Source organism: Halomonas meridiana, assembly GCF_009846525.1.
Taxonomy (GTDB): Bacteria; Pseudomonadota; Gammaproteobacteria; order Pseudomonadales; family Halomonadaceae; genus Vreelandella.
Window position 1 is genome coordinate 1815916 of the sequence record NZ_CP024621.1, and the last position, 25571, is coordinate 1841486.

Annotated in this window: 21 protein-coding genes, 1 tRNA gene and 2 pseudogenes; 13 read left to right on the top strand and 11 right to left on the bottom strand. The window is 57.7% G+C overall.

Translation table 11 applies throughout. The features are described 5' to 3' along the window. The first annotated feature begins 198 nt into the window (after positions 1-198). The gene (locus tag CTT34_RS08730) at positions 199-1839 is read left to right on the top strand and encodes a methyl-accepting chemotaxis protein (RefSeq protein ID WP_159342070.1); all 1641 of its coding nucleotides are present in this window, start codon (positions 199-201) and stop codon (positions 1837-1839) included. On the opposite strand, the gene rarD is transcribed toward CTT34_RS08730, so the two are convergent. Then, complete coding sequence (rarD, locus tag CTT34_RS08735) at positions 1813-2718, bottom strand: EamA family transporter RarD (protein ID WP_159342071.1); 906 nt, start codon at positions 2716-2718, stop codon at positions 1813-1815. The genes CTT34_RS08730 and rarD overlap by 27 nt on opposite strands. A gap of 72 nt (positions 2719-2790) precedes the next feature. Here rarD and CTT34_RS08740 point away from each other — a divergent pair, with 72 nt between their 5' ends. Beyond that, the gene (locus tag CTT34_RS08740; RefSeq protein ID WP_159342072.1) at positions 2791-3606 is read left to right on the top strand and encodes an amidohydrolase; all 816 of its coding nucleotides are present in this window, start codon (positions 2791-2793) and stop codon (positions 3604-3606) included. Beyond that, the gene (locus CTT34_RS08745) at positions 3606-4310 is read left to right on the top strand and encodes a pseudouridine synthase (protein WP_159342073.1); all 705 of its coding nucleotides are present in this window, start codon (positions 3606-3608) and stop codon (positions 4308-4310) included. The genes CTT34_RS08740 and CTT34_RS08745 overlap by 1 nt, the downstream gene beginning before the upstream one ends. A gap of 160 nt (positions 4311-4470) precedes the next feature. Here the strand turns inward: CTT34_RS08745 and CTT34_RS08750 are convergent, their stop codons facing one another. The 6 genes and pseudogenes from CTT34_RS08750 to gloB form a co-directional block, all read right to left on the bottom strand. After that, entirely contained in the window at positions 4471-6063 is a 1593-nt protein-coding gene (locus tag CTT34_RS08750) for an ABC transporter ATP-binding protein (protein WP_159342074.1), read from the bottom strand. Then, positions 6056-7129, bottom strand: a complete 1074-nt coding sequence (locus CTT34_RS08755) for an ABC transporter permease (protein ID WP_159342075.1) — start codon at positions 7127-7129, stop codon at positions 6056-6058. Before CTT34_RS08755 ends, CTT34_RS08750 begins: the two co-directional genes overlap by 8 nt. A gap of 1 nt (position 7130) precedes the next feature. Beyond that, positions 7131-8204, bottom strand: coding sequence for a microcin C ABC transporter permease YejB (locus CTT34_RS08760; protein ID WP_159342076.1), 1074 nt, complete (start codon positions 8202-8204; stop codon positions 7131-7133). 100 nt (positions 8205-8304) lie between these two features. Then, positions 8305-10151, bottom strand: a pseudogene (locus tag CTT34_RS08765) (extracellular solute-binding protein). Positions 10152-10234: 83 nt separating this feature from the next. Beyond that, positions 10235-11458 (bottom strand): transglycosylase SLT domain-containing protein, encoded by a 1224-nt coding sequence (locus CTT34_RS08770; RefSeq protein WP_159342077.1) that lies wholly within the window; start codon positions 11456-11458, stop codon positions 10235-10237. Between the two features lie 30 nt (positions 11459-11488). Then, a complete protein-coding gene (gloB, locus tag CTT34_RS08775; protein WP_159342078.1) occupies positions 11489-12256 on the bottom strand; it encodes a hydroxyacylglutathione hydrolase in 768 nt (255 codons plus the stop codon). Positions 12257-12370: 114 nt separating this feature from the next. On the opposite strand from gloB, the gene CTT34_RS08780 reads away from it, so the two are divergent. Genes CTT34_RS08780 through nudC form a run of 4 tightly spaced genes read left to right on the top strand, consistent with a single transcriptional unit; the run spans position 12371 to position 15146 of the window. Next, on the top strand, positions 12371-13168 hold the full coding sequence (locus CTT34_RS08780; protein ID WP_159342079.1) for a class I SAM-dependent methyltransferase: 798 nt from the start codon (positions 12371-12373) through the stop codon (positions 13166-13168). After that, on the top strand, positions 13161-13646 hold the full coding sequence (rnhA, locus tag CTT34_RS08785; protein ID WP_159342080.1) for a ribonuclease HI: 486 nt from the start codon (positions 13161-13163) through the stop codon (positions 13644-13646). Before CTT34_RS08780 ends, rnhA begins: the two co-directional genes overlap by 8 nt. Further along, positions 13628-14377 (top strand): DNA polymerase III subunit epsilon, encoded by a 750-nt coding sequence (gene dnaQ / locus CTT34_RS08790; RefSeq protein WP_159342081.1) that lies wholly within the window; start codon positions 13628-13630, stop codon positions 14375-14377. Before rnhA ends, dnaQ begins: the two co-directional genes overlap by 19 nt. Next, a complete protein-coding gene (gene nudC / locus CTT34_RS08795; protein WP_159342082.1) occupies positions 14370-15146 on the top strand; it encodes an NAD(+) diphosphatase in 777 nt (258 codons plus the stop codon). Before dnaQ ends, nudC begins: the two co-directional genes overlap by 8 nt. Positions 15147-15153: 7 nt before the next feature. Here the strand turns inward: nudC and CTT34_RS08800 are convergent, their stop codons facing one another. Then, on the bottom strand, positions 15154-15465 hold the full coding sequence (locus CTT34_RS08800) for an SCP2 sterol-binding domain-containing protein (RefSeq protein ID WP_159342083.1): 312 nt from the start codon (positions 15463-15465) through the stop codon (positions 15154-15156). 171 nt (positions 15466-15636) lie between these two features. On the opposite strand from CTT34_RS08800, the gene sohB reads away from it, so the two are divergent. Beyond that, entirely contained in the window at positions 15637-16683 is a 1047-nt protein-coding gene (sohB, locus tag CTT34_RS08805) for a protease SohB (RefSeq protein WP_159342084.1), read from the top strand. A 29-nt stretch (positions 16684-16712) separates the two neighbouring features. On the opposite strand, the gene CTT34_RS08810 is transcribed toward sohB, so the two are convergent. Beyond that, complete coding sequence (locus CTT34_RS08810) at positions 16713-17033, bottom strand: ArsR/SmtB family transcription factor (RefSeq protein WP_159342085.1); 321 nt, start codon at positions 17031-17033, stop codon at positions 16713-16715. Between the two features lie 299 nt (positions 17034-17332). Between CTT34_RS08810 and CTT34_RS08815 the strand changes: the two are divergent. From CTT34_RS08815 to CTT34_RS08825, 3 genes and pseudogenes are all read left to right on the top strand, one after another. Continuing rightward, positions 17333-19252, top strand: a pseudogene (locus tag CTT34_RS08815) (propionyl-CoA synthetase); the annotation flags it as partial. Positions 19253-19423: 171 nt separating this feature from the next. Continuing rightward, on the top strand, positions 19424-20092 hold the full coding sequence (locus tag CTT34_RS08820) for a 7-cyano-7-deazaguanine/7-aminomethyl-7-deazaguanine transporter (RefSeq protein ID WP_159342087.1): 669 nt from the start codon (positions 19424-19426) through the stop codon (positions 20090-20092). Positions 20093-20108: 16 nt separating this feature from the next. After that, positions 20109-20912, top strand: coding sequence for an alpha/beta fold hydrolase (locus tag CTT34_RS08825; RefSeq protein WP_159342088.1), 804 nt, complete (start codon positions 20109-20111; stop codon positions 20910-20912). Here CTT34_RS08825 and CTT34_RS08830 read toward each other — a convergent pair. Beyond that, positions 20907-22292: a 3'-5' exonuclease family protein gene (locus tag CTT34_RS08830; protein ID WP_159342089.1), complete on the bottom strand. Its 1386-nt coding sequence runs from the start codon at positions 22290-22292 to the stop codon at positions 20907-20909. The two genes, CTT34_RS08825 and CTT34_RS08830, sit on opposite strands and share 6 nt — an antisense overlap. 45 nt (positions 22293-22337) lie before the next feature. Continuing rightward, positions 22338-23495 carry an ABC transporter substrate-binding protein gene (locus tag CTT34_RS08835; RefSeq protein ID WP_159342090.1) on the bottom strand — a complete coding sequence of 386 codons (1158 nt, stop codon included), beginning with the start codon at positions 23493-23495 and terminating at the stop codon, positions 22338-22340. A gap of 147 nt (positions 23496-23642) precedes the next feature. Here CTT34_RS08835 and CTT34_RS08840 point away from each other — a divergent pair, with 147 nt between their 5' ends. Both CTT34_RS08840 and CTT34_RS08845 read left to right on the top strand, forming a co-directional pair. Further along, entirely contained in the window at positions 23643-25349 is a 1707-nt protein-coding gene (locus tag CTT34_RS08840) for a potassium/proton antiporter (protein WP_159342091.1), read from the top strand. 58 nt (positions 25350-25407) lie between these two features. Next, positions 25408-25498, top strand: a tRNA-Ser gene (locus CTT34_RS08845). The last annotated feature ends 73 nt before the right edge of the window (positions 25499-25571 follow it).

Here is a 25571-nt window from a genome sequence, read left to right on the forward strand (position 1 = left end):
GCAAAAACGAAGGCAGATAGTTTAGCGCGTTATGTCCTCAATAACGGCATGGTTGGGTTATTTCCCCGTACTGCGCTCTTCCCCCAAAGTGCTACTTATTTCATTAGCATAAACCGTTAAGCTGACTGAGAAAGTGGGAATCTCCCCTATCGCATCGTCTTACGACTCAACAACGTCAATTACAAAAGAGTGCACCACATGCGACTACTTCGTTGGCTAGTGCCACTGCTCTTGATCATTACGGCGACTTGGCTGGTATCGCTTCCTGGACCATGGCCTTATGCGGCGATGGTATGCGCTTTGTTGGCAGGAATGACGGCTGTCGTAAGTTCCCTCTATGGCATTTATAACGCGGGTCAGCAACAGTTGGAACGCACTGCGCTATTCAAACCCCTGCGTGATTATGGGTCCCTTCGGGCCATGGCGTACCGACTGATGAAGCGTGCCAGCAGTACCGCCATCGCCTCGGCAGAAGTGTCGCACTACGCCGACCTGATGGCTCAGCGATTGGGCAAGCAGGAGAGCATGGCGAGCGAGGCGTCCTCAAGTATGAGCGCGATCAACACCGCCATCGTGCAGGTCAGCGCCAGCGCCTCTCAAGTGGCTGCACTGGCTGAAAGCGCTCGTCAAGCTAGCCACCACAATCATGACGAGCTGACGGATATCATTCAGGACATGACCGACGTGGCCGAACGCTCCAGCCAAGCATTGGAGATGCTGACGGCGCTCAACGATAAAATCGAGCGGGTGCGGAGTGTCACCTCGATGATCGAAGACATCGCAGAGCAAACCCACCTGCTCTCCTTGAACGCCTCCATTGAAGCGGCGCGCGCTGGCGAACACGGGCGTGGGTTTGCCGTGGTGGCGGGGGAGGTTCGTAACTTAGCGATGAAAACCTCTACCGCTACCCAGAGCGTCGATGATCTAGTGAAAGACATGCATCAAAGCGGGCAAAGCGTGGTGGTCACGATGAACGATCTGATGACCCGCGTGCGAGAGCGCTCTCAAGGGATGCAGCGTGTCGGCAGCAGCCTAGCGACGATCACGGAAGAGTTCGATCAAGTCGAGCAAGAGATTACCAGCGTGGCGGAGGCCATGAGCAGCACGAAGGCACACAGCCAGACCGTCGCCGACAGTCTACGGCAGTTGGAAGAGGACGTGGACGAAGGTAATCGCAATATGCACGAGCTGGCCTTGCAAGCGCGGGCGCTGATGGATGCTGCCGAAGGCGTCGATGGCGAATTGGCACAGCAGCGATTGCTGGGGCGGCACCAAACGGTATTCATGGCCGCCCGCCGTACGGCCGACCGCATTGGCAAGCTGTTCGAAACGGCTATTGCGCAAGGCACATTATCGGAAGCGGCGCTGTTTCAACCCGACTACGCTGCCATCAGTGGCACCCGTCCGACGCTGTACCATACCGGCTTCGACCGTTTCACCGACCAACAGCTGCCCACGCTACAAGAGCCGCTGCTTAGCGAGCATGGTTTGAGCTATGCGATTGCCTGCGACCGCAACGGATACGTGCCGACTCACAACGCTGCAGTGAGCCGCGAACCCACCGGCGACTACGACCACGACCTTAAGTATTGTCGTAGCAAACGAATTTTCGACGACCCGACTGGCAGTCGCTGCGGTGCGCATGAGAAGCCGCTGTTACTACAAACGTACAAACGCGATACCGGAGAGATCATGCATGACCTCTCTGTGCCCATCTATGTCAACGGCAAACATTGGGGCGGCTTTCGAGTGGGGTATCAACCCGACAAAGAGACCGCCAAGCCAGTGAGCGAGGAGCCAGCACTGCCAGCGTCAAACGGCCGCTTGGCGAGGGCGTGACTGCCAGGATGACCAAGAGTAGAGTGCCAGTCCTGTCCAAATCATTACAAAAGTGGCGAGTTGAATCAGGCCCAGCGGCTCACCAAAGATCGTCAGTGCAATCAAAAATTGAATGCTGGGGTTGATGTACATCAAGAATCCCAGCGTTGCTAAACGTAGACGGCGGGCCGCGCCTGCAAAGGCCATGAGGGGCAGGGCGGTCAAAACGCCACTCACGACGAGAAGCGCAGACATAGGGACATCGTGCAAGAAGTGCGATGTTCCCTGCCAACTCATCCACGTTAACGCGACCAAGGCCAGAGGAAAAAGCAGCAGCGTTTCCACAAAGAGGCCGGATAAGCCATCCAACGGAACCTGCTTGCGAAACAAGCCGTAGCTACCAAAGCTCAACGCGAGCAGCAGACTGATCCATGGTAATTCCCCCAGCATGACGAACTGAATGGCAATCGCTAGGCTGGCAAGGCCCAGGGCCACCAATTGCAATTTAGCCATCACCTCTCGCAGTACTAACATGCCGAGTGCGACATTCACCAACGGCGTGAGAAAGTAGCCTAAACTGGCTTGCAGTACCTGCTTACTCTCCACTGCGTAAATATAGATACCCCAGTTGAAGGCGATCAACAACGCACAGGCCAGCACCCGTCCCAGGCGCTTGGGTTCGATCAATGCCGCTACCACCGGCGGCCAGCGGCGCAGAACACTGATCAATCCGACCAGAAATAGGCATGACCATAAAATCCGATGAATCAAGATTTCGAGCGCAGGAATCCCATCGAAGAGAGCAAAAAAGAGCGGAAAACACCCCCACATGGTGTAGGCCGTCAAGCCGAACATAACGCCTTTGACCGCTTCAGGGTCTCGTGGAGCGGATGGAAGCATAGCAGCCTCATTAAGTAAAAATGCTAATCTAGCACACAATTTACAAACACACCGATGCAAAGGAGACGCGGCATGAGCCAATTGAAAACCAGCCTAGTGCAGTGCGATTTACGCTGGGAGGATCCGCAAGCCAACCACACACATTTAGAGGCGCTGCTCGGTGAACTGGATAGCCGTGATACGGACGTGATCGTGCTGCCCGAGATGTTCGCCACTGGCTTTACGATGAACTCCAGAGAAATGGCGCAGCCCATGGCAGACAGCCAGAGCGTGGCTTGGCTGCAGGCTCAAGCGAAGGCAAGAGGATGCGTCATGACTGGCAGCGTCGCCGTTGTGGATGATGGCCAATATTTCAACCGTATGGTGTGGGCAACTCCCACTGGGAATGTAAGCTACTACGACAAGCGCCATCTGTTCCGCATGGCTGGTGAGCACGAACGCTATGGCATGGGCAAGCAGCGTCACATCGTCGAACTCAACGGATTCAAGCTTCAATTAAGTGTGTGTTATGACCTGCGTTTTCCCGTTTGGATGCGCCAGCAGCCAGCAGAAGGAGAGCATTTCGAGTATGATGCCATCCTGTGCGTGGCTAATTGGCCCGCTCCTCGGCGGCATCCGTGGCGTACGTTGCTACAGGCGCGCGCGGTGGAAAACCTCGCTTACGTGGTGGGCGTTAACCGCGTGGGTGAAGATGCCAAGGGGCTGGCCTATAGCGGCGACTCCATGCTGGTCGATTTCAAAGGGGAACCGCTGATCGACCATCCCGCCCATACTCCGTTTATTGAAACGGGGACGTTAGATAAAACGGAACTCGATGCCTTTCGTGACAAATTTCCTGCCTGGCAAGATGCCGACCGCTTTTCGTTGCTGCCAGGAGTGGGGCAATAATGCGCCTTGATCGTTTTTTAAGTGAGACCACACCGCTAACCCGCAGCCTAGCAAAACGTGCGCTTAAAAACGGTGAAGTGACGCTCAATGGCGAACCGATCAAACAGGCGGCCACCCAGGTAGATACCGGGAATGACGAAGTGAAACTCAATGGCGAACGGCTCGCCTTAGTGGGACTTCGCTACGTGATGATGCATAAACCGGTAGACGTGGAGTGTACTGCTCGTCGGGGGCTCTACCCACGAGTCATCGACATTATCGACTTACCGAAAGTGGAGCGGCTGCAGCCCGTAGGGCGTTTAGATGTGGATACTACCGGCCTGTTACTACTGACCGATGACGGCCAGTGGTCTCACCGAGTGACCTCGCCACGCCACCGCTGTGCCAAAGTCTACATAGCGGAGTTGGCCGAGCCGATGGAAGGTGAGGCCGCACAGTGGGCGGTAGATCAAGTCGCGCAAGGCATACTCTTGGACGGTGAAGAAACGCCGACACAGCCTGCCACGCTGCGATTTGTGACCCCACAGCAGGCAGAGCTGACCATTACGGAAGGGCGTTACCATCAGGTGAAACGAATGTTCGCTGCTTTAGGCAACCACGTGAATGCGTTGCACCGCCGCTCGATTGGCGATGTGGTACTGCCTGATGATTTGGCCCCAGGTGAGTGGCGGGAGCTGACGGCAGAAGAGATTGCCAGCTTTTAAGCGCTGATGATCCTCAATACGCCGCCTTGGACGCTATATCCAGAGCGGCGTTTTTGTAGCGAAGTAGGTCCTCATATTTATACCGTTATCTTGTATCCATCACTTTCGATTTGCCCACCCGAGTCATATTGACCCAACCGAAAATAAGTGAGGCAGAAACCTAGTGCAGATGTGCGGCTTCGATCAGCGCTTTGGTGTAGGCATGCTGAGGAGCGGCGAGCACTTCTAGACAGTTGCCTTGCTCCACCACGTCGCCATCTTTGAGCACCATGATGCGGTGAGCCATGGCGCGCACAACGGCAAGATCGTGGCTGATAAACAGATAGCTAAGCTGGCGGCGTGCCTGTAGCTCTCGCAGCAAGATCACCAACTGCTTTTGCACGGTGCGGTCAAGGGCAGAGGTGGGCTCATCAAGTACCAGAAGCTCTGGCTCCAAAATAATTGCCCGCGCCACGGCAATGCGCTGGCGCTGTCCGCCAGAAAACTCGTGAGGGTAACGAGCCGCGCAGCTCTCCGGTAAACCTACTTCACGCAGGGTGCGATGTACGCGTTCAGCGATGTTTGTCTCGTCTAAAGCGGGGAAGTGAAAGCGTAGCCCCTCACTGACGATATCGAACACCGGCATACGCGGCGAGAGAGCGCCATAAGGGTCCTGAAACACCATTTGAAAACGGTGGCGCTGACGTCGAAGCGCATCGCCAGAGAGCTGACTCAATGGCGTATCGCCCAGCTGCGCGTCGCCCTGGCTTGCCACCAAACGCATGATGGCGGAAGCGAGGGTCGTTTTGCCGGACCCGGACTCTCCGACGATGCCTAGCGTTTCACCCGGTGCAATGGTCAGATCAGTGGCCTTCAACGCGTCAAAGGCAGGCGGTTGACGTTGAAACAGTCGCGTTTTGGGCCGTGGGAAGCTCACGCGAAGCTGCCGTGTGGTCAACAAGGGCATCGTATTCGCAGGTTCTGCGGGTCGGCCTTCGGGCTCGGCGGCAATCAGCGCTTTCGTGTAGTCACTTTGTGGTTGGCTGAAGACCTGAGCAACGCTGCCGGTTTCTTGCACCTTGCCTTGGTACATCACGCAGACACGGTCGGCATGGCGGCGGACGAGGTTCAGGTCGTGGCTGATCAGCAGTACCCCCATGCCATGGTGGTCGCGCAGCTCTTTCAAGAGCGCAAGAATGTCTTGCTGCACGGTGACATCGAGTGCCGTGGTAGGCTCATCGGCAATCAATAGGGCGGGGTTGTTGGCAATGGCCATGGCGATCATCACTCGCTGGCGCTGACCGCCAGACAGTTGATGGGGCCATGCATCCAGCAACTCCTCGGAGCGAGGGAGTTTGACTTGTTCCAAAAGCGTTTTGGCTCTCTGCCGCGCCGCTTGCTCGGTTAAGCCTTGATGCAATCGAAGAGTTTCGCCAATTTGTTTGCCGATGCGATGCAGCGGGTTGAGCGATGTCATGGGCTCTTGAAAAATGAAGCCCACCCGGTTGCCGCGAATGCCGTTCCAGTCACGTTTGCCCAGCGTGGAGAGGTCGCGACCTTCCAGCCAGCGTTGGCCGCGCACCTGTGCATTGCTGGGCAATAGATCGATAGCCCCCAGCGCAGAAACCGATTTGCCCGAGCCAGATTCTCCTACAATGGCCAGCGTTTCACCCGCCCTCACTGAGAGCGATAGGCGGTCTACGACGGTTTTGCCGTCGAAGGCCACCGTTAGCTCATCGAGCTGGAGGAGCGGTTTGGCAGTGGAGTCAGACATGGGTGGCTTCCTGGGCAGTGGTAGAGCGCTGCTTGACGTGGCGCGGGTCGAAGGCGTCGCGTAGTCCTTCGCCGATGAAGACCAGCAGAGACAGCATGATGGCCAAGGTCATGAAAGCGGTAATCCCCAACCAAGGAGCATGCAGGTTATTCTTGCCTTGAGCCGCTAGCTCGCCTAGCGACGGTGACCCCGGTGGCAGGCCGAAGCCTAGAAAGTCCAGCGCCGTCAGGGTGCCAATCGCGCCGGTAAAAATGAACGGAATGAACGTCAATGTGGCCACCATGGCGTTGGGTAATACGTGTCGCCACATGATCAATCGAGAGGGCAGGCCCATGGCTTTGGCGGCGCGAACGTACTCCAAGTTACGGGCGCGCAGAAATTCGGCGCGCACGATATCCACGAGCCCCAGCCAGGAAAAGAGCAGCATGATGCCTAACAGCCACCAAAAGCCCGGCTGCACGAAGCTCGCCAGAATAATCAACAAAAACAGTACCGGCAGGCCAGACCATACTTCGGTGATCCGCTGGCCGATCAAGTCAACTTTGCCGCCAAAATAGCCCTGCACACCGCCCGCGAAGACACCAATCACCAACGATCCTGCCGTCAATACCAATGCAAACGCGACGGAAAGTCTGAAACCATAGATCACTCGGGCTAGCACGTCGCGGCCTTGATCATCGGTACCCAGCCAGTGGCGATGGTCAGGCGGCTCTGGTGAAGGCCGCGTCATCTGCATGTCCAAGGTTTGATAAGAGAACGGAATGATGGGCCACAGTGCCCAGCCGTGTTCGCTAATTTGCTGCTGAATGAAGGGGTCCAGGTAATCGGTGCGGGTCGGTAGAAAGCCGCCAAACTCCGTTTCTGGATACTCCACCAACAGCGGCACATACCACTGGCCGTCATACTGCATGACGATAGGTTTATCGTTGGCGATCAGCTCGGCAAAGAGGCTAACGAGAAACAAAACGCCGAACAGCCACAAAGAGACGCGAGCGCGGCGATTGTCTCGAAACGCGGCGAGGCGGCGCCGCGTGATGGGCGAAAGGCGTGAAGTGATCGCGTGCATATCAAGACTCCCTCGACGCAAAATCGATACGTGGGTCGACCCAGACGTAGGTCAAATCCGATACCAGCTTGAGCAAAAGGCCGATCACGGTGTAGAGGAAGAGCGTGCCGAAAATGACCGGATAGTCGCGTTGCATGACTGCTTCAAAGCCCAGCAGGCCCAGGCCATCCAGTGAGAAGATCACCTCGATCAGCAGCGCGCCGGTGAAGAAAATACCAATCATGGCAGAAGGCAGCCCCGCGATGATGATCAGCATGGCGTTGCGGAACACGTGGCCGTATAACACGCGCTGCTCATCGGCGCCCTTGGCGCGGGCGGTCAGCACATACTGTTTGTGTATTTCGTCAAGAAAGCTGTTTTTGGTTAGCATCGTCAGCGTGGCAAAGCTGCCAATCGAGGCCGCGATGACGGGAAGGGTGATATGCCAAAAGTAGTCCTTTACCTTTCCCCAGGTAGAGAGCTCGGCAAAGTCGGGCGAGGTCAGCCCGCGCAGCGGGAACCAGTCCAAGTAGGTGCCTCCGGCAAATAGGACGATCAGTAGAATGGCGAATAGGAAGCCGGGGATGGCGTAGCCCACGATCACCAGTCCAGATGTCCAGACGTCGAACCGTGAGCCGTGGCGCAGGGCTTTGCGGATGCCCAAAGGAATGGAAATCAGATAGACCAGTAAGGTGGTCCACAGGCCGAGAGAAACCGAGACGGGCAGACGCTCGATCATGAGCTCGATCACCGGTCTATCACGAAAGAAGCTGGTGCCAAAATCGAAGGTTAGGTAGTCAGCCATCATACCGATGAAGCGTTCGTGGGCGGGTTTATCGAAACCAAACTGCTGCTCTAGCTGCTCGATGAAGCGTGGATCGATGCCCCGTGCGCCTCGCGAGTCATCATTGACCTGGACATCCGCACCGCCCATGTCCAGCCGCGTGCTGGCCATGGCGTTGGCACCTTCGAAGCGCGCCAGCATTTGATCGATCGGCCCGCCTGGGGCGGCTTGGACAATCATGAAGTTGAGCAGCATGATGCCGAGCAGCGTCGGAATCATCAGTAGCAGTCGGCGTAAGGTGTAACGTGCCACAGCGCACTCCACGAAAGGATGACAACGAGCAGTGGTTGTCAGTAATGGTTGTCAGCGATCGATATCAGCGTTCATGCCAAGCGTCCAACCGCGCGATTCCCTAACGACGGCGGAGACGTTGCTGCAGTGCTGCTTCGCGTTCGGTATCTACCCACCACGCATCGAGGTCCATGGCGTAGTCAGGAAAAGGCTCGGGATAGCCAAATTTATCCCACACGGCGATACGTGTCTCGCCAGAGTGGTAGTGTGGAATGACATAAAAGCCCCAGCGCAGCACGCGGTCAAGGGCGCGCGTTGCAGTATCCAGCGACTCCCGGTCATCCGCGCGGATAAGGTCTTCCACCAGCGCATCCACGGCAGGGTGGGAAAGAGCCATACGGTTACGGCTCTGGGGCGCTTCGGCAGCGGCGCTGGTCCAATAATCACGCTGCTCGTTACCAGGGTTGTTGGATTGCGGGAAATGGCTGATGACCATGTCGTAGTCGTAATCCCGCACCCGGTTGAGGTACTGGTTGATATCGACGATCCGCATGGAGGTCTGAATGCCCAGGCGCGCCATGTTGCGTAACATCGGCTGGACCACGCGCTCCAGCCCGGCGTCATACAGCAGCACTTCGAGCGAGAGTGGACGCCCCGCATCGCTCACCAGCACGCCATCCTCGACCCGATAGCCCGCTTCGCGCAGCAGCTCCAACGCCAGTCGAAGGCGCTCACGCAACTCGGTAGGGTGTTCGATAGGCAGGGGGCGGTAAAGAGTCGATCCGATTGGTGCGACGCCAATAGCTCGTCACGGTAGGGTTCCAGCAGTGCCAGCTCCTCCTCGGAGGGCTTGCCGACCGCCTCCATTTCGGAGTTTTGAAAGAAGCTCTCGGTGCGAGCGTAGGTATCATAGAAAATGTTGGTATTGAGCCAGGGAAAGTCGAAGGTCAGGCTTAGGGCTTCCCGCACGCGGGGATCCTGGAATTTTTCTTTACGCAGGTTGAACACGAACGCTTGCATCATCGACGGGTTGACGTCTGGCACGGTGATGCGTTTTATCAGCCCGTCTCGGTAAGCAGGAAAGTCGTAACCAATCGCCCACGTCGCGGCACGCGCATCGATACGGAAGTCGGTTAGCCCCGCTTTGAAGGCCTCCCAGGCGATATCTCGATCCCGGTAGTATTCATATACCACGCGGTCGATGTTGTAACGCCCGACGTTAACGGGCAGGTCTTTGCCCCAGTAGTCGTCGTCACGCTGATAGACGATCCGGCGTCCCGGGTCGACCTCGCTAATTCGGTAAGGGCCAGAGCCGGGATGGGCGGCCAGCGTCGGGGTGCTAAAATCACGCGGTTCCCAATAATGGCGGGGCAGAATGGGTAGCTGTGCGACGATTAGTGGCAGCTCGCGAGACTCGGTGTCGTTAAACTCGAAGCGCACCTGATGCTCGTTTAGCGCGATGGCTTTTTCGACGCCTGCATAGTAACTGGCATAGAACGGATTGCCCTGTTCGCGAAGGAGATCAAAGGTAAACACCACATCGTACGCTGTGAGGGGCTCTCCATCCTGAAAGCGTGCCTGTTCGCGCAGGTCGAACTCCATCCAGCGCCGCTCGGGGTCTAGGCGCACACCTTCCGCGACCAGCCCGTAAAGGCTGAATGGCTCGTTGGGGTTGCTGGCCATCAGCGTGTCGTAGATTTGCGAAATGCCAGTGGCCGGTGTGCCGCGGATGATGAAGGGGTTGGTCGAATCGAAGCTGCCGCCCACGGCAGTGTGCGTGATGGAACCGCCTTTGGGCGCCTGCGGGTTGACGTGGGGGAAGTAAGCGAAATCGTCAGGCAGCGCCGGGCTATCGTAGAGCGATAGCCCATGCACGGTCTCGATGGAGGGGGCGGCCCTCTCGTCCGAGGCCCATAGCGAGCAGCTCAGCAGCAGAGCGCTGATCAGTAACACCGTATTCTTAAGCATGACGCTGCGTGCCATCGGTAAACTTCCTGTTGTAACCCTGACTCGTCGTGATACCACCCTAATACGGATTGTTGCCGTCTCTGCTACTGGCCCGACAGAGACAGCAGCTGTCCCGGCTGAAGTGCTTCCGGGCGCTCGATGGCATTCCAACGGATGAGGTCTTGCTGATCGAGATTATACTGTGCGGCAATCGTTGACAGGTTATCGCCCCGCTCGACACGGTGCACGTCCGGGGTGCTGGTCGAGGCCAGCGCCGTGTCATTGGATTGCGAAAGCTGAGCTAACACCTGTGTATCCACTTCCTCAGGCACCAGAAGCGTTTGTGCGCTGCGTGGGTCGAGGCTGCCATTGAGCAGTCCAGGGTTTAGCTCGGCCAGCGCGGATCGGCTGACATCCAACAGTTGTGATGCTTGTGCCAAGCTGACCGGCTGCTCCAACTTCACTTTGGCGAAGGCGGGGTCAGGATGGATATCCGGCAGTTTGACGCCGTACTTCTCAGGTTCGTTGATGATGGTGGCAATCGCTTTGAGCTTGGGCACGTACTGCATCGTTTCATGCGGCAGGGATAGATCCCAATACTTGCCTGCCAGCCCTTGGCTCTGCGCCTGGCGCTGAGCGCGATTGACCGTCCCTGCGCCCGCATTGTAAGCGGCTAGCGAGAGCATGAGATCTCCCTCGTACCACTCGTCGGCCTGCATTTCGAGATAGTCCAGCGCTGCTTCCGTCGAGGTCACGACATCGAGGCGGCCATCGTAATGACCGTTGCGCACCAGACCCAATGCATCGCCGGTGCCGGGCATGAACTGCCACAGACCCGCCGCGCCGAGATGGCTACGCGCGCTGGGGTCGAAGGAGCTTTCGACGAAGGGAATCAAGGCGATCTCACCCGGTAGGCCTCGGTCGCTTACCTGTTGGGCAATCCAGGCAAGCCAAGGTGTGGCCCGTTCGGTGATGGCCGCGATGTTCTCTGGGCTGGAGCGATAATACTCGATCCACTCATCGACTCTTGCCTGTGCATCGGCAGGCAGGTCTTTCTCTTGCCATTGGAAGCTGGCGCGCAGCGAGCTCCAAGCATCCTGGGGCTCCAGTACCAGCGATTCCCAGAAGTGGTGATGCAGCGCCGTAGGCTGAAAACGCGTTGCGCTGCGTTGGCCGCCATCCGTGGTGGCGTCGTTGACGGTGGTGTACGTCAGGTTTGGATCGGTAGCAGAGGCTTGCGAGCTTGCTGCCGCGGCCAAAAAAAGGCCCATTACTACGGTGCTCCCAGCGCTTAGCAATAAGCGCTGGCGAATCGTTCGATAGGTCATAATTGGGTTCGTGTCTAATCGATAGCGTTCTTAAAAACGGTTCTTCCACTCCCGAAGAGTGGTGAACGTAGCGAGTTCATCATGGATAGCCCCCTGGGTGCCTGCTGCTTGGCGCACGCTATCGGTGCCCACACGCAGGTAGGGGTTGATGGTCAGCTCGCGTCCTATCGTGCTGGGTAACGTTGGCCGGTCCAGTGCCCGCGCCTTCTCACACTCCTGCAGCGCGTGCGTTACAGCGTCATTCTCAGGGTCGGCAGCACGTGCAAACGCGAGGTTCGCCTGCGTATATTCATGCGCTGCAAAGACCAGCGTATCCTCAGGGAGTTCCGCCAAGCGATTCAATGAGCTGAACATTTGCTCGGGCGTGCCTTCAAAAAGGCGTCCGCAGCCAGCGCAAAAGAGCGTGTCGCCGCAGAACAGTAGGGCGGGAATACCCGCTGTAAAATAGCTGATGTGATCCAGCGTATGGCCCGGTGTGGCCATGACCTCGAACAGGCGACCCATAATACGTACCTGATCGCCGTCGCCAACACGCTCATCAATCCCCTGGATCGTAGGGTTGTCGGGTCCGATCACTCGGGGAGAGTAGCGTTGGATCAGCGTGGCCAAGCCACCAGTGTGATCCTGATGATGATGGGTGATCAGGATGGTGTCGAGGGTGAGCGACTCACGCTCTAGAAACTCGATGACAGGCGCTGCCTCACCGGGGTCCACCACGCAAACGCTTTGACTGGTATCCTGTCTTATTAGCCAAATATAGTTGTCGCTTAGGGCGGGTATCGGTGTCACGCTCATCATGGGCGAGATCCTTTAAATGCTAAAAATGCGTAACGTTCTATGATGCACGGTCGTGCGCCAAAACGGACGCATAAAGACGTTAAAAAGCCGTTACTGTGGAGGGAAGCGCCGTTTATGTCAAATTCGCCAAAGGCCATCAGCCTGGCCCAGCGCATGACCAACGCGCAGGCTTACTGGCAAACCGACGCCGGGCGCGCGCTTTGGGAAACACAACGCGCCTGTTTAGGCCCCGTGGTCGAAGGCCGTAAAGGCGGTCACAGTTTAGAAATGGGCATGGGGCCAGCGATGATGGATATGTCCGCCATCGCCCACCCGATCCGCTGGGCGCCCAGCCTATCCTTGGTGGAAAGCAGTGCCACCTTGGTCTGTCCGCCTGATCAATTGGCGCTGCCCGACCGCTGCTTGGATACCGTGGTCCTTCATCATTGGCTGGAACATCTTCCGGAGGCCCATTACACGCTGCAAGAAGCCGCCCGTGTCACGGCCGATAATGGGGTGCTGGTCCTGTTTGGCTTCAACCCCCTTGGCTTGAACGGGCTTACACAGCGCTGGCGCAAGCAGCAGGCGAACTTTCCCTGGAGCGGTCAATGGCGCTCGGCGAACCGTCTCAAGGATTGGCTGGCGTTTGTCGATTTTGAGGTGGAGCGCGTAGACTACTGCTGTTTTCGTGGCCCAATGAGCGCCGCCTGTGGTGAACGTTGGGAGGCGCTGGGCAGGCGGCATAACGTGCCCTTGGGCGAAAGCTATATGATTCAAGCCCAGCGACGCCAGCGCCATGCCCCGATTCAGCGTGTCAAATTTGGCCTGCGTGCACCGGTGGCGCCCTCATCACTGGGTGTCACCCGCACGGACGCCCCCTGGCGTTATCCGCAGAGCCAACGTCGTCTACAAAAGGAAAGTGAACGTGAGTAAGCAAGCAGCCGAGGGGCTGCCCCAGGTAACGGTGTATACCGATGGGGCCTGTCGAGGAAATCCGGGCCCGGGTGGCTGGGGGGTGGTGCTAGAAAGCGGCCCCCACCAAAAGACCTTGAAAGGCTATGAAGCCGAGACGACGAACAATCGTATGGAGTTGATGGCAGCCATCATGGCCCTGCGCACCTTGAACAAGCCATGCAGCGTTGCACTGTGGACCGACTCGCAGTACGTGCGTCAGGGCATTACCCAGTGGATTCATAACTGGATCAAGCGCGGCTGGAAAACGGCAGCCAAGCAGCCCGTCAAGAATGCCGAGCTGTGGAAGACCCTCCACGAAGAGACCCAGCGACACCAGGTAAATTGGCATTGGGTGAAAGGGCATAGCGGCCACCCAGGCAACGAGCGTGCCGATGAATTGGCCAACGAAGCCATCGACGAACATGAGAGGAGTGCGGCATGCGCCAAGTCATCTTAGATACGGAAACCACCGGCATTGACCCCAAAGACGGCCACCGTTTGGTCGAGATTGGTGCCGTCGAGATGATCAACCGCCGGTTCACAGGGCGTACCTATCATCAGTACATCAACCCTGAGCGCCATATCGATGCAGAAGTGGTGGCAGTTCACGGTATCGATGACGCCAAAGTCGCCAACGAGCCGGTCTTTGCGGAGATCGCTGATGCGTTTTGGGCGTTCATCGAAGGCGCCGAACTGGTCATTCACAACGCGCCCTTCGATGTCGGATTCATCGACCATGAGCTAGGCATGCTCAACAAACGCCGCCAGGCTCCCGCTCTAGGCCCGGTGCGCGATCACTGCCGCATTCTCGATACGTTGGTCATGGCTCGCGAGATGCATCCCGGCCAACGTAACAACCTGGATGCGCTGTGTAAGCGCTACGATATCGACAACGGACATCGGGTGCTGCACGGCGCACTGCTCGATGCCGAGATACTGGCCGACGTGTATCTGGCGATGACTGGCGGTCAAACCGCGCTGACGCTGGATGCCGATAGCGGTAGTGACAAGCGCCAGCAAAACGAGGCGAACGAGGGCCTCTCGGTAAGCCGCCTGTCGCTGTCGCCTGGGCAGTTGAGAGTGGTTCGTCCAACCTCAGAAGAGCGTGCGGCCCACCAAGCCAAATGTGAAGCGCATCAGTTGCGCTGGTTTCAAGAGTCGTTAGACGGTACCGCTGCCGATGCTTAAGCGCCTGATTCCGCACCATGCCAATGAAGGACGCGTGATACGCGTGTCTCGTAGCCACATTGCGCCTGCTCCTTTGACGGGTGAGCTGACACCGCTGCAGCCGTTTCAGCCGTGGACCGAGCAGATGCAGCCTTTGTGCTACTGGCACGATGAACCCGTCGCACTGTCAGTGGAAAGTCAGCCTGGGGATGACTGGATCGATGGGCGACAGTGGCTTGGGGAGCTGCCCGCGTCGTGGTTCAGTTTGCTATCGACGGCTCTGCAAGTGGGGGCATGGCTGGAAAATCATCGCTTTTGCGGCCGCTGTGGCGAGAAAGCCACCAAGCTCGAGGCCGAATTTGCGATGCATTGCCATGCCTGCGGACATCGCAACTATCCGCGTATTTCCCCGTGCATCATTACGCTAGTCACTAGTGGAGAAGCGATGCTGCTGGCGCGTAGCCCGCGCTTCCCGCCAGGGCGCTACTCTACGCTGGCGGGCTTTATCGAGCCTGGAGAGTCGGCCGAGGAGGCCGTGCATCGGGAAATTTTCGAAGAGGTGGGGGTCCATGTGGACCAGCTGCGGTATCACCATAGCCAGGCGTGGCCCTTCCCGCATTCATTGATGTTTGGCTTTTTTGCCGAAGCCACCACCAAGCGGATCAAGATCGACGGCGTGGAAATTAGCGATGCGGCATGGTTCTCGCCGCGGCAGCTGCCGGCGCTGCCGCCGCCTTTCTCGATTTCTCGGGACTTGATTGAAACGCACCTAGCGAAATGGCGCGATTAACAATAGCTTACTCGCTAGGGAACAGGCTGGTCAGTTTGGTGGCCAGCATGACGTTGCCGGTGGCTTTCAGTTTACCGGTCATGAACGCTGTCATGCCGTTGATGTCGCCATTCATGATGCCCTTCAGCGTATCCGTACTCATGCTCAGGCTCACCGAAGGGTCGTCGTGCTCGCCTTCATGCACGCCCAGCGTACCGTCTTGAATGTCTAGGTAGTGACTGCCCGCATCCGAGAAGTGAAACTGGAAGACTTCGTTCATGCCTTTGGCCGCATCGGGATTAAAGCGGGCCTGCAACTTTTCGAGCGTAGTGGATGACATAGGGATAATTCCTAAGCGTTAAGTGGGTCACAAAAAGGTCATGCCTGACGTGAGACTATTTCAAACATTTGTTTTAATCAAGCCTGATATACCAAGTGTGCGGCTTAGACTGACGACGTGGCAAAAAAGTAACCGTTTTAAACGTTTAAACACAGCAAAAGGAGAGTGACGATGGCTGAATGGCTCGCAGAAATGGGCACATTCCTACTGCAAACGACGCTGATCATGTCAGCCGCCGGGCTGATATTGCTCATCGTTTTGCGCAGCAAAGAGAGTAACGAACAAGGCCTGAAGCTACACGTCGAGTCGCTCAACGACCAGCGTCGGACTCGCCATCGCCGGCTTCGCGTCACGACCACCGCCCAGGGCGCACGCAAAAAGCTGTTGAAGGCGTTTCGCCAGGAAGAGAAAGCGCGACAAAAGGCGGCCAAGCAGGGCAAGAGTGATGACCAGACGCGCCAAAAAGTATGGGTGTTGGATTTCCATGGAGATATCAAAGCCTCGCAAGCGGAGCAGTTTGCCCAGGAGGTCTCTGCGGTCATCGAGATCGCCAGCGCCGACGACGAAGTCATCGTCAGGCTCGAATCGGCAGGCGGCTTGGTACATGCCTATGGTCTGGCTGCTGCTCAGCTCGACCGGTTGCGTCAGGCAGGTCTGAGCACGACCGTATGTATCGATAAAGTCGCGGCCAGCGGCGGTTATATGATGGCCTGTACCGCCAACCACATCAAAGCCGCGCCGTTTGCGGTCATCGGCTCGATTGGTGTCGTGGCGCAAGTCCCCAATATCCATCGCTTGCTCAAGCGAAACGACATCGACGTAGAACTGCTGACCGCGGGTAAATACAAGCGCACGCTGACGGTGTTGGGGGAAAACACCCAAGAGGGGCGGGAGAAATTCATCGATGACTTGGAAAACACCCACCGCTTGTTCAAAAACTACGTCTCCCAACACCGCCCAGAGATGGACATCGAAAAGCTCGCCACAGGCGAGATTTGGTATGGCAGCGAAGCCTTGGCGCAGAAGCTGGTGGATAGCGTCGGTACCAGTGAGGCTTACCTGGTAGAGCGCATTGCCGAAGCCCAGGTGTATCGTGTGAGGTTAGAGCCGCCGAAAACCATCAGCCGTAAGGTAGGGTTGGCGATCTCGGCGGGCGTAGAGCATGCCATGGTAAAAGCCCTGGGTGTGATCGACGCGGCGGGGTGGCAGCGTCGTTAACAGTGCGATAAGCGAACGATGATGACGCGTTATGCCGCGTAGTGTTGCGCCAGGGTGGCAATGATCGCCTTGGCGCTGTCGCTACTTAGGGAGTAATAAATGGTTTGCGACTCCCGCCGGGTATTGACCAGCTGGTCGCGACGTAAAATCGCGAGATGTTGCGACAGTGCCGATTGGCTCAATGAAAGTTGCTGGTTGATCTGCGTCACCGACAACTCTTTTTCCGCCAACAAGCATAGAATTTGTAACCGTTTTTCGTTGGCCAGCGCTTTGAGCAAATGTGTGCCTGCCTCGATGGCGTGACCGTTATGTTCCAGAAGACGTGCAGCGGCGCTAGTAGAAGCAGACATGAAGTTCTCCTTGCCTACACTGTTATGACAGCGTTGTTATAGATTATGTAGCCATCGTCGCGTCGCGAGGATTGGGTTGTTTAATGATCAGTAATTTAGGGGTTTTTGTCCAAATACCGGTTTAACGCTCTATCAATGGTAATGCCGCTGGTGTTGTTGACAATGCTGGCGCTTAGATACGGCTTTGGTCGAGTTTACGCCCATAGTATGAGGGTGAGATGGATGGTTACTTTATAAAGTGTCAACAATCCATCTTTGCTTTGAAGATGCTTCATCACTGACACAATAATCACAAGGTCACCATGAGCCTCTATCAGCGTACGTACCAGCACTCTATCGAACATCCCGACACGTTCTGGGCCGAGCAGGCCAAGCGGCTCCCTTGGTACACGCCGCCCAGCACCATTCTTACTTACGATGAGCAGCGCCACGCTCGATGGTTTGACGATGGCGAACTCAATATCTGCTACGCCGCCCTCGATTATCATGTGGAGCAGGGCCGCGGTAATCAGCCTGCGCTCTATTGGGACTCTCCCGTCACAGATGCCAAGCAAACGCTCAGTTACCGAGAGCTGCGTGATCGGGTGGCGCATTTTGCAGGTGGGCTTGCCAAGCTGGGGGTGAGCAAAGGCGACCGCGTGATCATTTACATGCCCATGGTGCCCGAGGCGCTGATTGCCATGTACGCTTGTGCCCGGCTAGGCGCGGTGCATTCCGTGGTGTTTGGCGGGTTTGCACCCCATGAGCTGGCGGTGCGCATCGAAGATGCCGAGCCCAAGGTGGTCATCGCCGCATCTTGTGGGGTTGAGGTCGATAAGGTGTTGCCTTACAAACCGATCGTCGATAAAGCCATCGCGCTGAGCAGCTTCAAGCCAGACGCCTGCGTGGTGTATCAACGCGAGGCGCATCGTGCAGAGCTTCAGCCCGGCGATGTGGACTGGCAAACCCTAGTGGCGGATGCCCCTTACGTGGAGTGTGTCTCCGTCAAAGCGACCGATCCACTTTACGTGCTGTATACCTCAGGCACGACCGGTAAGCCGAAAGGCGTCGTGCGTGATACCGGCGGCTATGCGGTCGCCCTGGCGTACTCCATGGAAGCCGTCTACGACTTGGCCCCAGGTGATGTGATGTTCACCGCCTCGGATGTGGGGTGGGTGGTAGGGCACTCCTACATCGTCTATGCACCGCTACTGCGTGGCTGCACCACCGTGGTGTATGAAGGAAAACCAGTGAAAACGCCGGATGCTGGTGCGTTTTGGCGTTTGATCGAGGAGTACAAAGTGAAGAGTTTCTTCACGGCTCCCACGGCGTTTCGGGCCATTAAAAAAGAGGATCCAGACGCCAAACAGCTAGAGAAATACGACATTAGCAGTCTGCGGCATCTTTACGTGGCGGGGGAGCGTCTGGACCCACCCACCTTTCACTGGCTGGACGATCTGCTCGATGTGCCGGTCATCGACCACTGGTGGCAAACTGAAACCGGCTGGCCGATTGCCGCCAATCTGCCGGGTATCGAAGCGGCGCCCACTAAGGCAGGGTCTGCCACATACCCGGTGCCCGGGTTCAACGTGCAAATAGTGGATCGCGACGGCGAACGGGCGGCCGCCATGCAGCAGGGCAGCGTCGTGATTCAGCAGCCGCTGCCGCCAGGGTGTTTGGTCGGCATCTGGCGAGATCCGCAGCGCTTTCACAGTGCTTATATGGCTGCTTACCCTGGTTATTACTTGACCGGCGATGGCGGCTACTTCGATGAAGAGGGCTACCTATTCATCATGGGGCGCACCGACGATGTGATCAACGTGGCGGGGCACCGCCTCTCCACGGGAGAAATGGAGGAAGTCGTAGGCGCGCATCCTGCCGTGGCGGAGTGCGCGGTGATCGGCATTCACGACGAGCTGAAAGGGCAACTGCCAGTAGGGCTGGTGATTCCCAAAGATGGCTTCGACGGCGATGAAGCAACGCTGGAGTCCGAACTCATCGAGCGCGTACGTGAACACATTGGCCCCATTGCCTGCTTCAAGCAGGTGCTGATCGTGAACCGGCTGCCTAAAACTCGGTCGGGCAAGATACTTCGCAAGCTGCTGCGTAATATCGCCGATGGCAAGTCCTTTGGCATTCCCTCCACCATCGATGACCCCACCAGCCTAGACGATGTGCATGCGGCGATGCGCGAGCGCAACGTTGGGGCGGCCGACCTAGCAACCCCCACCGATAGCTGATGTCGTGATGCCCACCCCGTCACTCAATGCCTGGGTGACGGGGAGCAGCACCCAAGCTGCGCCGTCTTTCATTAGCGTGAGGAACGCGTATAATGCGCGCCCCAGTGGCGCTAACCGCGCTTGTCCGAGGGTTCCCTAACCCCTCTCTCTAGTAAAAAAAGGCCAATCCACATGTTCGCTTTAACCGACGCCCAACATCGCCGCTGTCTCATGGTGATGGTCGCTTTCCATATTGCCATCATCGCTGCCAGTAACTACTTGGTGCAGCTACCCTTTACGCTGTTTGGTTTCCACACCACTTGGGGCGCATTCAGCTTCCCGTTTATCTTTCTCGCCACCGACTTGACGGTGCGACTGTTCGGTAAGGGGCCAGCCCGTAGCATTATCTTGCGTGTAATGTTTCCCGCGTTGCTAGTGTCTTACGTGGTCTCGGTGATATTCCCACGTGGCAGCTTCGCCGGTATCGAAGCGCTAGGCGAGTGGAATCTCTTCGTTGCTCGCATTGCCGTTGCCAGTTTTCTGGCGTACGTGCTTGGCCAGCTGTTGGACGTGCAGGTGTTCGACCGGCTGCGCCAGTGGGCCTGGTGGGTTGCGCCAGTGTGCTCGACGATTCTCGGCAATCTTGCGGATACGTTTGCCTTCTTTGCCACCGCCTTCTATAACAGTCCTGACCCGTTCATGGCTCAACACTGGGTAGAAATTGCGGCCGTCGATTACGCCATCAAGCTGGGTATTAGCCTGCTGTTCTTCCTGCCGCTGTACGGTCTACTGCTAGCTTGGCTGACTCGCCGCTTGGTGGTCTGGACTGGGCAGGCCGACGCCGCCCCGCGAACCGCTTAACCGATAAGGAAGTAGCATGACCGACCATGCCCCCGTGGATCTTTATGTGATGGACCTGCCCGCTGACGGCGACGCAGAAAGCCAGCCGCTGGTAGTGATTCATGGCTTGCTCGGCAGTGCCGACAACTGGCGCTCGCATCTGAAAGTGTGGCAACGAAAGCGCCGAGTCATCGCGGTCGACCTGCGCAACCACGGCCGCTCTCCACACGCCGAAGGCATGAGCTATCACGCCATGAGCCAGGATGTGTTGTCGGCACTGGATAAGCTGGGTATCGACCAGGCCCATATTTTGGGTCACTCCATGGGGGGCAAGGTTGCCATGACGCTGGCCCGCCAAGCGCCGCAGCGCTGCCTGTCGCTGATGGTGGCCGATATTGCCCCGGTGGCGTACCAGCACGGCCATGACGATGTCTTTGCTGCGCTCGCGCAGGTACGGGAAGGCAAGCCGACCAACCGCCGTGATGCAGATGCCTTGTTGGCCCAACACGTGGACTCGCGGCCAACCAGACTGTTCCTGGCGACCAACCTCGTGCGGGATGAGCAAGGAGTGATGGGAGTGCGGGTTGGTTTGGACGAAATTCAGCGCGGCTACGAGGCCATCATCGGCGAGCCCGATGGCGATGGCCCGTTCGAGGGGGCAACGCTGGTGCTGCGCGGGGCAGAGTCTCAGTACGTGAGCGACGATATGCTGCCCGCCCTGCGCGAAGTGCTACCGCGAGCCCGGTTGGTGACTCTGAAAAACGCCGGTCACTGGCTGCACGCCGACCAGCCAGAGGCGTTTCAGCAAGCCATCGACGCTTTCATAGCGGCGCAATCATAGCGGCGAAATCCTGAGCTTGTGCCGTTCTGGCGCGTTCAAAAAACGCGTCAGGATACGATAGGTATCCACATCGAACTGTGGCACTTCCCCCGTTAGCGTCTGGGCGCGTCTGCGGTTCGTGGCGCTACCCAAGTAGCACCAATGGTCGACCACATGATGCGCAATGGGGCCGCCGCGACGACTCTGCTCGCGGATCACGATCCGGCCAGGCCACGGCCATGCGCTCACCTGCAGTTTGGCCAGGGCCTGCTGCGCGCGCTGGGTGTGCGCGTCCAACGACTCCTGCTCGCAGCATGCGCCCCGGCATTTGCCGAGCTGTTGCGCAAAGCAGCGGCCGTTGCCTTTTTCCAAGCCCAACACCCGTGGGCAAAGCTGATGCTCTTCGGCGACGCTACGCAGCGCCTCTTTGGCTTCTTTGGCGCTTCTGAATAACCCGAACAGCTTGCCGGGCTGAGGCTGGCTGAGGGCTTTGCCGCTGACCAGCGTGGGGCAGGGGGCATCGCTCGGCCAGTACCAGGTTTTCAGCTGCCCTTGGCGGCGTAGCTGCCGATTCATGATCGGCATCAACGTTTTGACGAGCTTGGCCTCCCGCAGTTGCGCACTCAAATCCCCCGCAGTCTCCTCCCATTCGATATGCTGGATTTGTTGAGCAAGACGCATCTCTTTATCGTCTTGGTGGTCGCGCTGAAAGTGTCCCAAAACGCGGCTACGCAGGTTGACGCTTTTGCCCACGTAAAGCGGCAGTCGGTTATGGCCATAAAACAGATACACGCCGGGGGCGCTGGGTAAATCGGCGAGCTGCTCGCTAGCGAGATGGGCAGGCAAGCTACGGTGACGCTGCTCATCGGCAAGGGCGCCCTGCCAACGTTCAGGTTCACACTGGCGCTGCCAAGTTTGCCATAGCGCCCAGAGCGCGGTGGCGTCATCTTCGGCGCGGTGTTGGCGTGCCCGGGTAATGTCAAACTGCGCCAGCAGCGCCTCCAAGTTGTGCGCTGACAGCGTGGGGTGTAAGCGTCGGGAAAGACGCAGCGTGCATATCAGCGTTGGCCGGTAGGTGTAGCCCGCGCGTTTGAACTCATTGCGTAAAAAGCTGGCATCAAAGCGGGCGTTGTGAGCGACCAGCGTGGCGCTGCCGAGCCACTCCAACAGCGATGCGGCGATGGTGGAAAAAGCTGGCGCATCCGCCAGCATGTCGTCGTCAATCCCAGTGAGCTGGCTAATATGAGCCGGCACGCTGGTGCCGGGATGAATCAAGCTAACGTACCGCTCGACGACATTGCCATCCACAACCTTGAGCGCGGCAATTTCGGTGATGCGATCACGGGTGGCGCGGGTGCCGGTGGTTTCTACATCGATAAACACTAGTGGGGTATCGTGCATGTTGCTCCAGCGTGTTGAAGATGAGGCTAGTCTTGCCGTGGCAGATCACCGTTCCATCAGCAGATGCGGATTCACCGCCAAACGCGAGACGGGAAGCTCGGTGGTCGTCACACCGACGCTGCGCAAATAGCGCTCAAACGCCGCATAGCGCCGTTCATCGAGTGCGGCCGGGCTCAACGTGACGCGGCGAAGCAAATCTTCCCAGGCTGCTTGATGAATGGGGTTGTCCAGCACGGGGTGCGTCGTGACCAGCAGCGACCAGGCTTCGTTGGGATGCTCGATCATCCAGTTGCTGGCTTCTTCCAATGCCAATAGTACTCGCGACCATGTGGTGGCTCGGCGAGATACGGCATCGCTGTTGGCCAGTAGAATCAGCCCGTCATGGCGGGGGATGTCGAGCTCGCTGTAGCGCACGGTGTGCGTGACGATGCCATCGGACGCTAACTGTTGGGGCAGCGTATGGAAAAAACCATCCGCTACGGCGTCGACTCTGCTCGAACGCAGGGCATCGGCGGCATCGAAATGCACGCTTTCAGGCGCAACGAAATCGTCCACTTGACGGACTGAACGGGGCACCAGCCGCTCCACCAGCACATCGCGCCCTTCACGGGTAGAAAAACCGTAATGCAGATCGGCGAGGGCGTCCTCGGTTTCTGCAGGAGGCGGCGCTTCACCGGCAACGATGATGGCATTAAGCGGAGTCTCGATCAGCGTGGCGATGCGCACGATGGGCGCGCCCTCGTGGGCATGCAAGTGCAGCAGTGGCTGGCGCGTCAGCGCTAAATCAACTTCTCCCGCTGACAAAAGCTTGATGGCAATGGACGGGTCGGCAGGCGTCGAAAGCTCGATATCCAAGCCCTGAGCAGCAAAAAGCCCACGCTCTTTCGCCACAATGAGTGCCGCATGCTGGGGGCTTAAATACCAATCCAGCATCAGTGTGAGCTGTTTGAGCGGTGGCGGGTCGAGTGGCGGTGGTGGCATCACCGCCATGCTCGGGGCCTCTTCGGGAACAACCGCTTCACGGCCGTCATCGCTCGGCCATAGCCCCTCGGGCAGCATCACGTCGCTATCCAGACTGAGCGGCGCCTCTGGAGTATCGGCTTTACGCTCTTCGTTTGCGTAAGTCGCTGAAACTGAAAATAATAAAATTAAGGCCAATGACAGTGCTATCAATGAACGTCCACGCAAAAAAGCGTTCAACATAACCTCAACTCCCGATGGTAGGACGGCGGAGTTTAGCTGTCAGGCAAAGCACCTGGCTAGCCCCTTGCATAAACCCAGAGAACACGCTCAGTAAATTAAGCAGCGGCATGCAATAATAGAACGGCATTGATGTAGAGACGGAGAGACATGGACGCAATTTATACGTTCTTCCTTGTAGGTGGTTCCCTGATGACGCTCAGTATCTTGGCGAGCCGCCTCTCATCCATGGTGGGCGTACCGCTGCTGCTGATTTTCTTGGGCCTGGGCATGTTGGCCGGTGAAGAGGGCCTGCTAGGAGTCGAGTTCGACGATTACTCCATGGCCTTTACCATTGGTCACCTAGCGCTCGCCATGATTCTTCTCGACGGTGGCCTGCGTACCCGCCTCAAAACGTTCCGGGTGGGCTTCCGTCCTGCGCTGTCTCTCGCCACCCTGGGTGTTTTTATTACGAGCGCTATCGTCGGCGTCATTGCCATGTGGGTGTTCGATCTCTCCCTAGTGCAGGGATTGCTCGTGGGGGCCATTGTCGGGTCCACCGATGCCGCAGCGGTCTTTTCTATGCTGAGTGGCCGTGGGGTGAACCTAAACGAACGGGTGGGGGCCACGCTGGAAATCGAATCGGGTACCAACGACCCGATGGCGATTTTCTTGACTCTCATGCTGGTGGAGCTGTTGGTCGGTGACATTGGCGGTGTGACCGAAACGCTGCTGTTCTTCGTTTCTCAGTTTGGTATCGGGTTGGCGGTGGGTATTGGTGGCGGCTGGCTGAGCGCCAAGCTGCTCCGCTGGCTGGATTTGGCGCCGGGCCTTTATGCCATGCTGGCGCTGGCGCTTGGCTTTAGCGTATTCGGGCTAACCAGCGTGCTGGGGGGTAGCGGCTTCTTGGCGATTTACCTGGCGGGCTTGATGATTGGTAACCAGCCCGGGCGGCACCTCAACTTTATTCTCCCCGTGCACGACGGCTTGGCATGGCTGAGCCAAATCGGCCTGTTCTTGGTGTTGGGCCTGCTGGTAACCCCTAGCCAGCTTTGGGAAGTTGCGCTACCTGCGGGGTTCGTCGCGTTGGCGTTGATCTTCATTGCCCGCCCGCTGGCCGTACTGATCACCATCAAACCCTTCTTTAAATTCCGTTGGCGCGAAACCTTCTTCATTGCTTGGGTTGGCCTACGCGGCGCCGTGCCTATCGTGTTGGCGATCTTCCCGGTGATTGGCGGTGTCGAAAACGCCTCGCTCTATTTCAACGTGGCCTTCGCGGTTGTATTGATGTCGTTGCTGATTCAAGGCGGCTCGCTCACTCTGATGGCCCGCTGGTTGAAAGTCGAAGTGCCAGCGGGTACTACGCCTAACCGTCGAGGCCCGCTGGGTATTTTGCCAGATAACGACTTCGAGATGTTCGTGTACGTGGTCGAAAACGAAGACCTGGAAGACGTTCCCATTCGCCTGCTGCGGTTTCCCTCGGGCGCACTAATTTCCGCGCTATTCCGCAATCACGTCATGCTGCATCCCAAAGGCAGCACCCGGCTGAAGCTGGGCGATGTGATCTGCGTGATCGGTCGCACGGAAGACCTCGTTGCGCTCAACCGGCTGTTCAACGGTGATGCCAAGCTTAAACAGGAGCGCGCCTTCTTCGGTACCTTTACCTTGGATGGCAATGCGCAAATGCAGGACATCGCCCAAGCCTACGGCTTGACCCTGAGCCCCGGCGAGCAGGAGATGACGTTGGCGGAGTTCGTCTCACTCAGAGTGGGAGGGCACCCCGTCGTCGGTGACGACGTGGACTGGCACGGTATCCATTGGGTCGTGAGTGAAATGGAGGGGGGCGTGATTACCCGTGTTGGCTTAAGGCTCTACTAATTTATTCAAAAGGCGTTGACTTACAAGGGGAAGCTGTTATTATACGCACCCATAAGCCGGAGGGATGGCAGAGCGGTTGAATGCACCGGTCTTGAAAACCGGCATAGGTTAATAGCCTATCCAGGGTTCGAATCCCTGTCCCTCCGCCAGAACGCCTAAAAAAGCCCGCTAACTGCGGGCTTTTTTTTCGTCTGTATCCCGCGTAATCAATAACTTACGTTC

What these genes read in the sequence shown, in the direction of transcription:
- dnaQ (WP_159342081.1), top strand. Translation starts at nt 13,628, where the DNA reads ATGCGCCAAGTCATCTTAGATACGGAAACCACCGGCATTGACCCCAAA.
- CTT34_RS08835 (WP_159342090.1), bottom strand. Translation starts at nt 23,495, where the DNA reads ATGTTGAACGCTTTTTTGCGTGGACGTTCATTGATAGCACTGTCATTG.
- CTT34_RS08730 (WP_159342070.1), top strand. Translation starts at nt 199, where the DNA reads ATGCGACTACTTCGTTGGCTAGTGCCACTGCTCTTGATCATTACGGCG.
- CTT34_RS08825 (WP_159342088.1), top strand. Translation starts at nt 20,109, where the DNA reads ATGACCGACCATGCCCCCGTGGATCTTTATGTGATGGACCTGCCCGCT.
- CTT34_RS08840 (WP_159342091.1), top strand. Translation starts at nt 23,643, where the DNA reads ATGGACGCAATTTATACGTTCTTCCTTGTAGGTGGTTCCCTGATGACG.
- rarD (WP_159342071.1), bottom strand. Translation starts at nt 2,718, where the DNA reads ATGCTTCCATCCGCTCCACGAGACCCTGAAGCGGTCAAAGGCGTTATG.
- CTT34_RS08780 (WP_159342079.1), top strand. Translation starts at nt 12,371, where the DNA reads ATGTCAAATTCGCCAAAGGCCATCAGCCTGGCCCAGCGCATGACCAAC.
- CTT34_RS08755 (WP_159342075.1), bottom strand. Translation starts at nt 7,129, where the DNA reads ATGCACGCGATCACTTCACGCCTTTCGCCCATCACGCGGCGCCGCCTC.
- CTT34_RS08810 (WP_159342085.1), bottom strand. Translation starts at nt 17,033, where the DNA reads ATGTCTGCTTCTACTAGCGCCGCTGCACGTCTTCTGGAACATAACGGT.
- sohB (WP_159342084.1), top strand. Translation starts at nt 15,637, where the DNA reads ATGGCTGAATGGCTCGCAGAAATGGGCACATTCCTACTGCAAACGACG.
- gloB (WP_159342078.1), bottom strand. Translation starts at nt 12,256, where the DNA reads ATGATGAGCGTGACACCGATACCCGCCCTAAGCGACAACTATATTTGG.
- CTT34_RS08820 (WP_159342087.1), top strand. Translation starts at nt 19,424, where the DNA reads ATGTTCGCTTTAACCGACGCCCAACATCGCCGCTGTCTCATGGTGATG.
- CTT34_RS08800 (WP_159342083.1), bottom strand. Translation starts at nt 15,465, where the DNA reads ATGTCATCCACTACGCTCGAAAAGTTGCAGGCCCGCTTTAATCCCGAT.
- CTT34_RS08740 (WP_159342072.1), top strand. Translation starts at nt 2,791, where the DNA reads ATGAGCCAATTGAAAACCAGCCTAGTGCAGTGCGATTTACGCTGGGAG.
- CTT34_RS08745 (WP_159342073.1), top strand. Translation starts at nt 3,606, where the DNA reads ATGCGCCTTGATCGTTTTTTAAGTGAGACCACACCGCTAACCCGCAGC.
- CTT34_RS08830 (WP_159342089.1), bottom strand. Translation starts at nt 22,292, where the DNA reads ATGCACGATACCCCACTAGTGTTTATCGATGTAGAAACCACCGGCACC.
- nudC (WP_159342082.1), top strand. Translation starts at nt 14,370, where the DNA reads ATGCTTAAGCGCCTGATTCCGCACCATGCCAATGAAGGACGCGTGATA.
- CTT34_RS08750 (WP_159342074.1), bottom strand. Translation starts at nt 6,063, where the DNA reads ATGTCTGACTCCACTGCCAAACCGCTCCTCCAGCTCGATGAGCTAACG.
- CTT34_RS08770 (WP_159342077.1), bottom strand. Translation starts at nt 11,458, where the DNA reads ATGACCTATCGAACGATTCGCCAGCGCTTATTGCTAAGCGCTGGGAGC.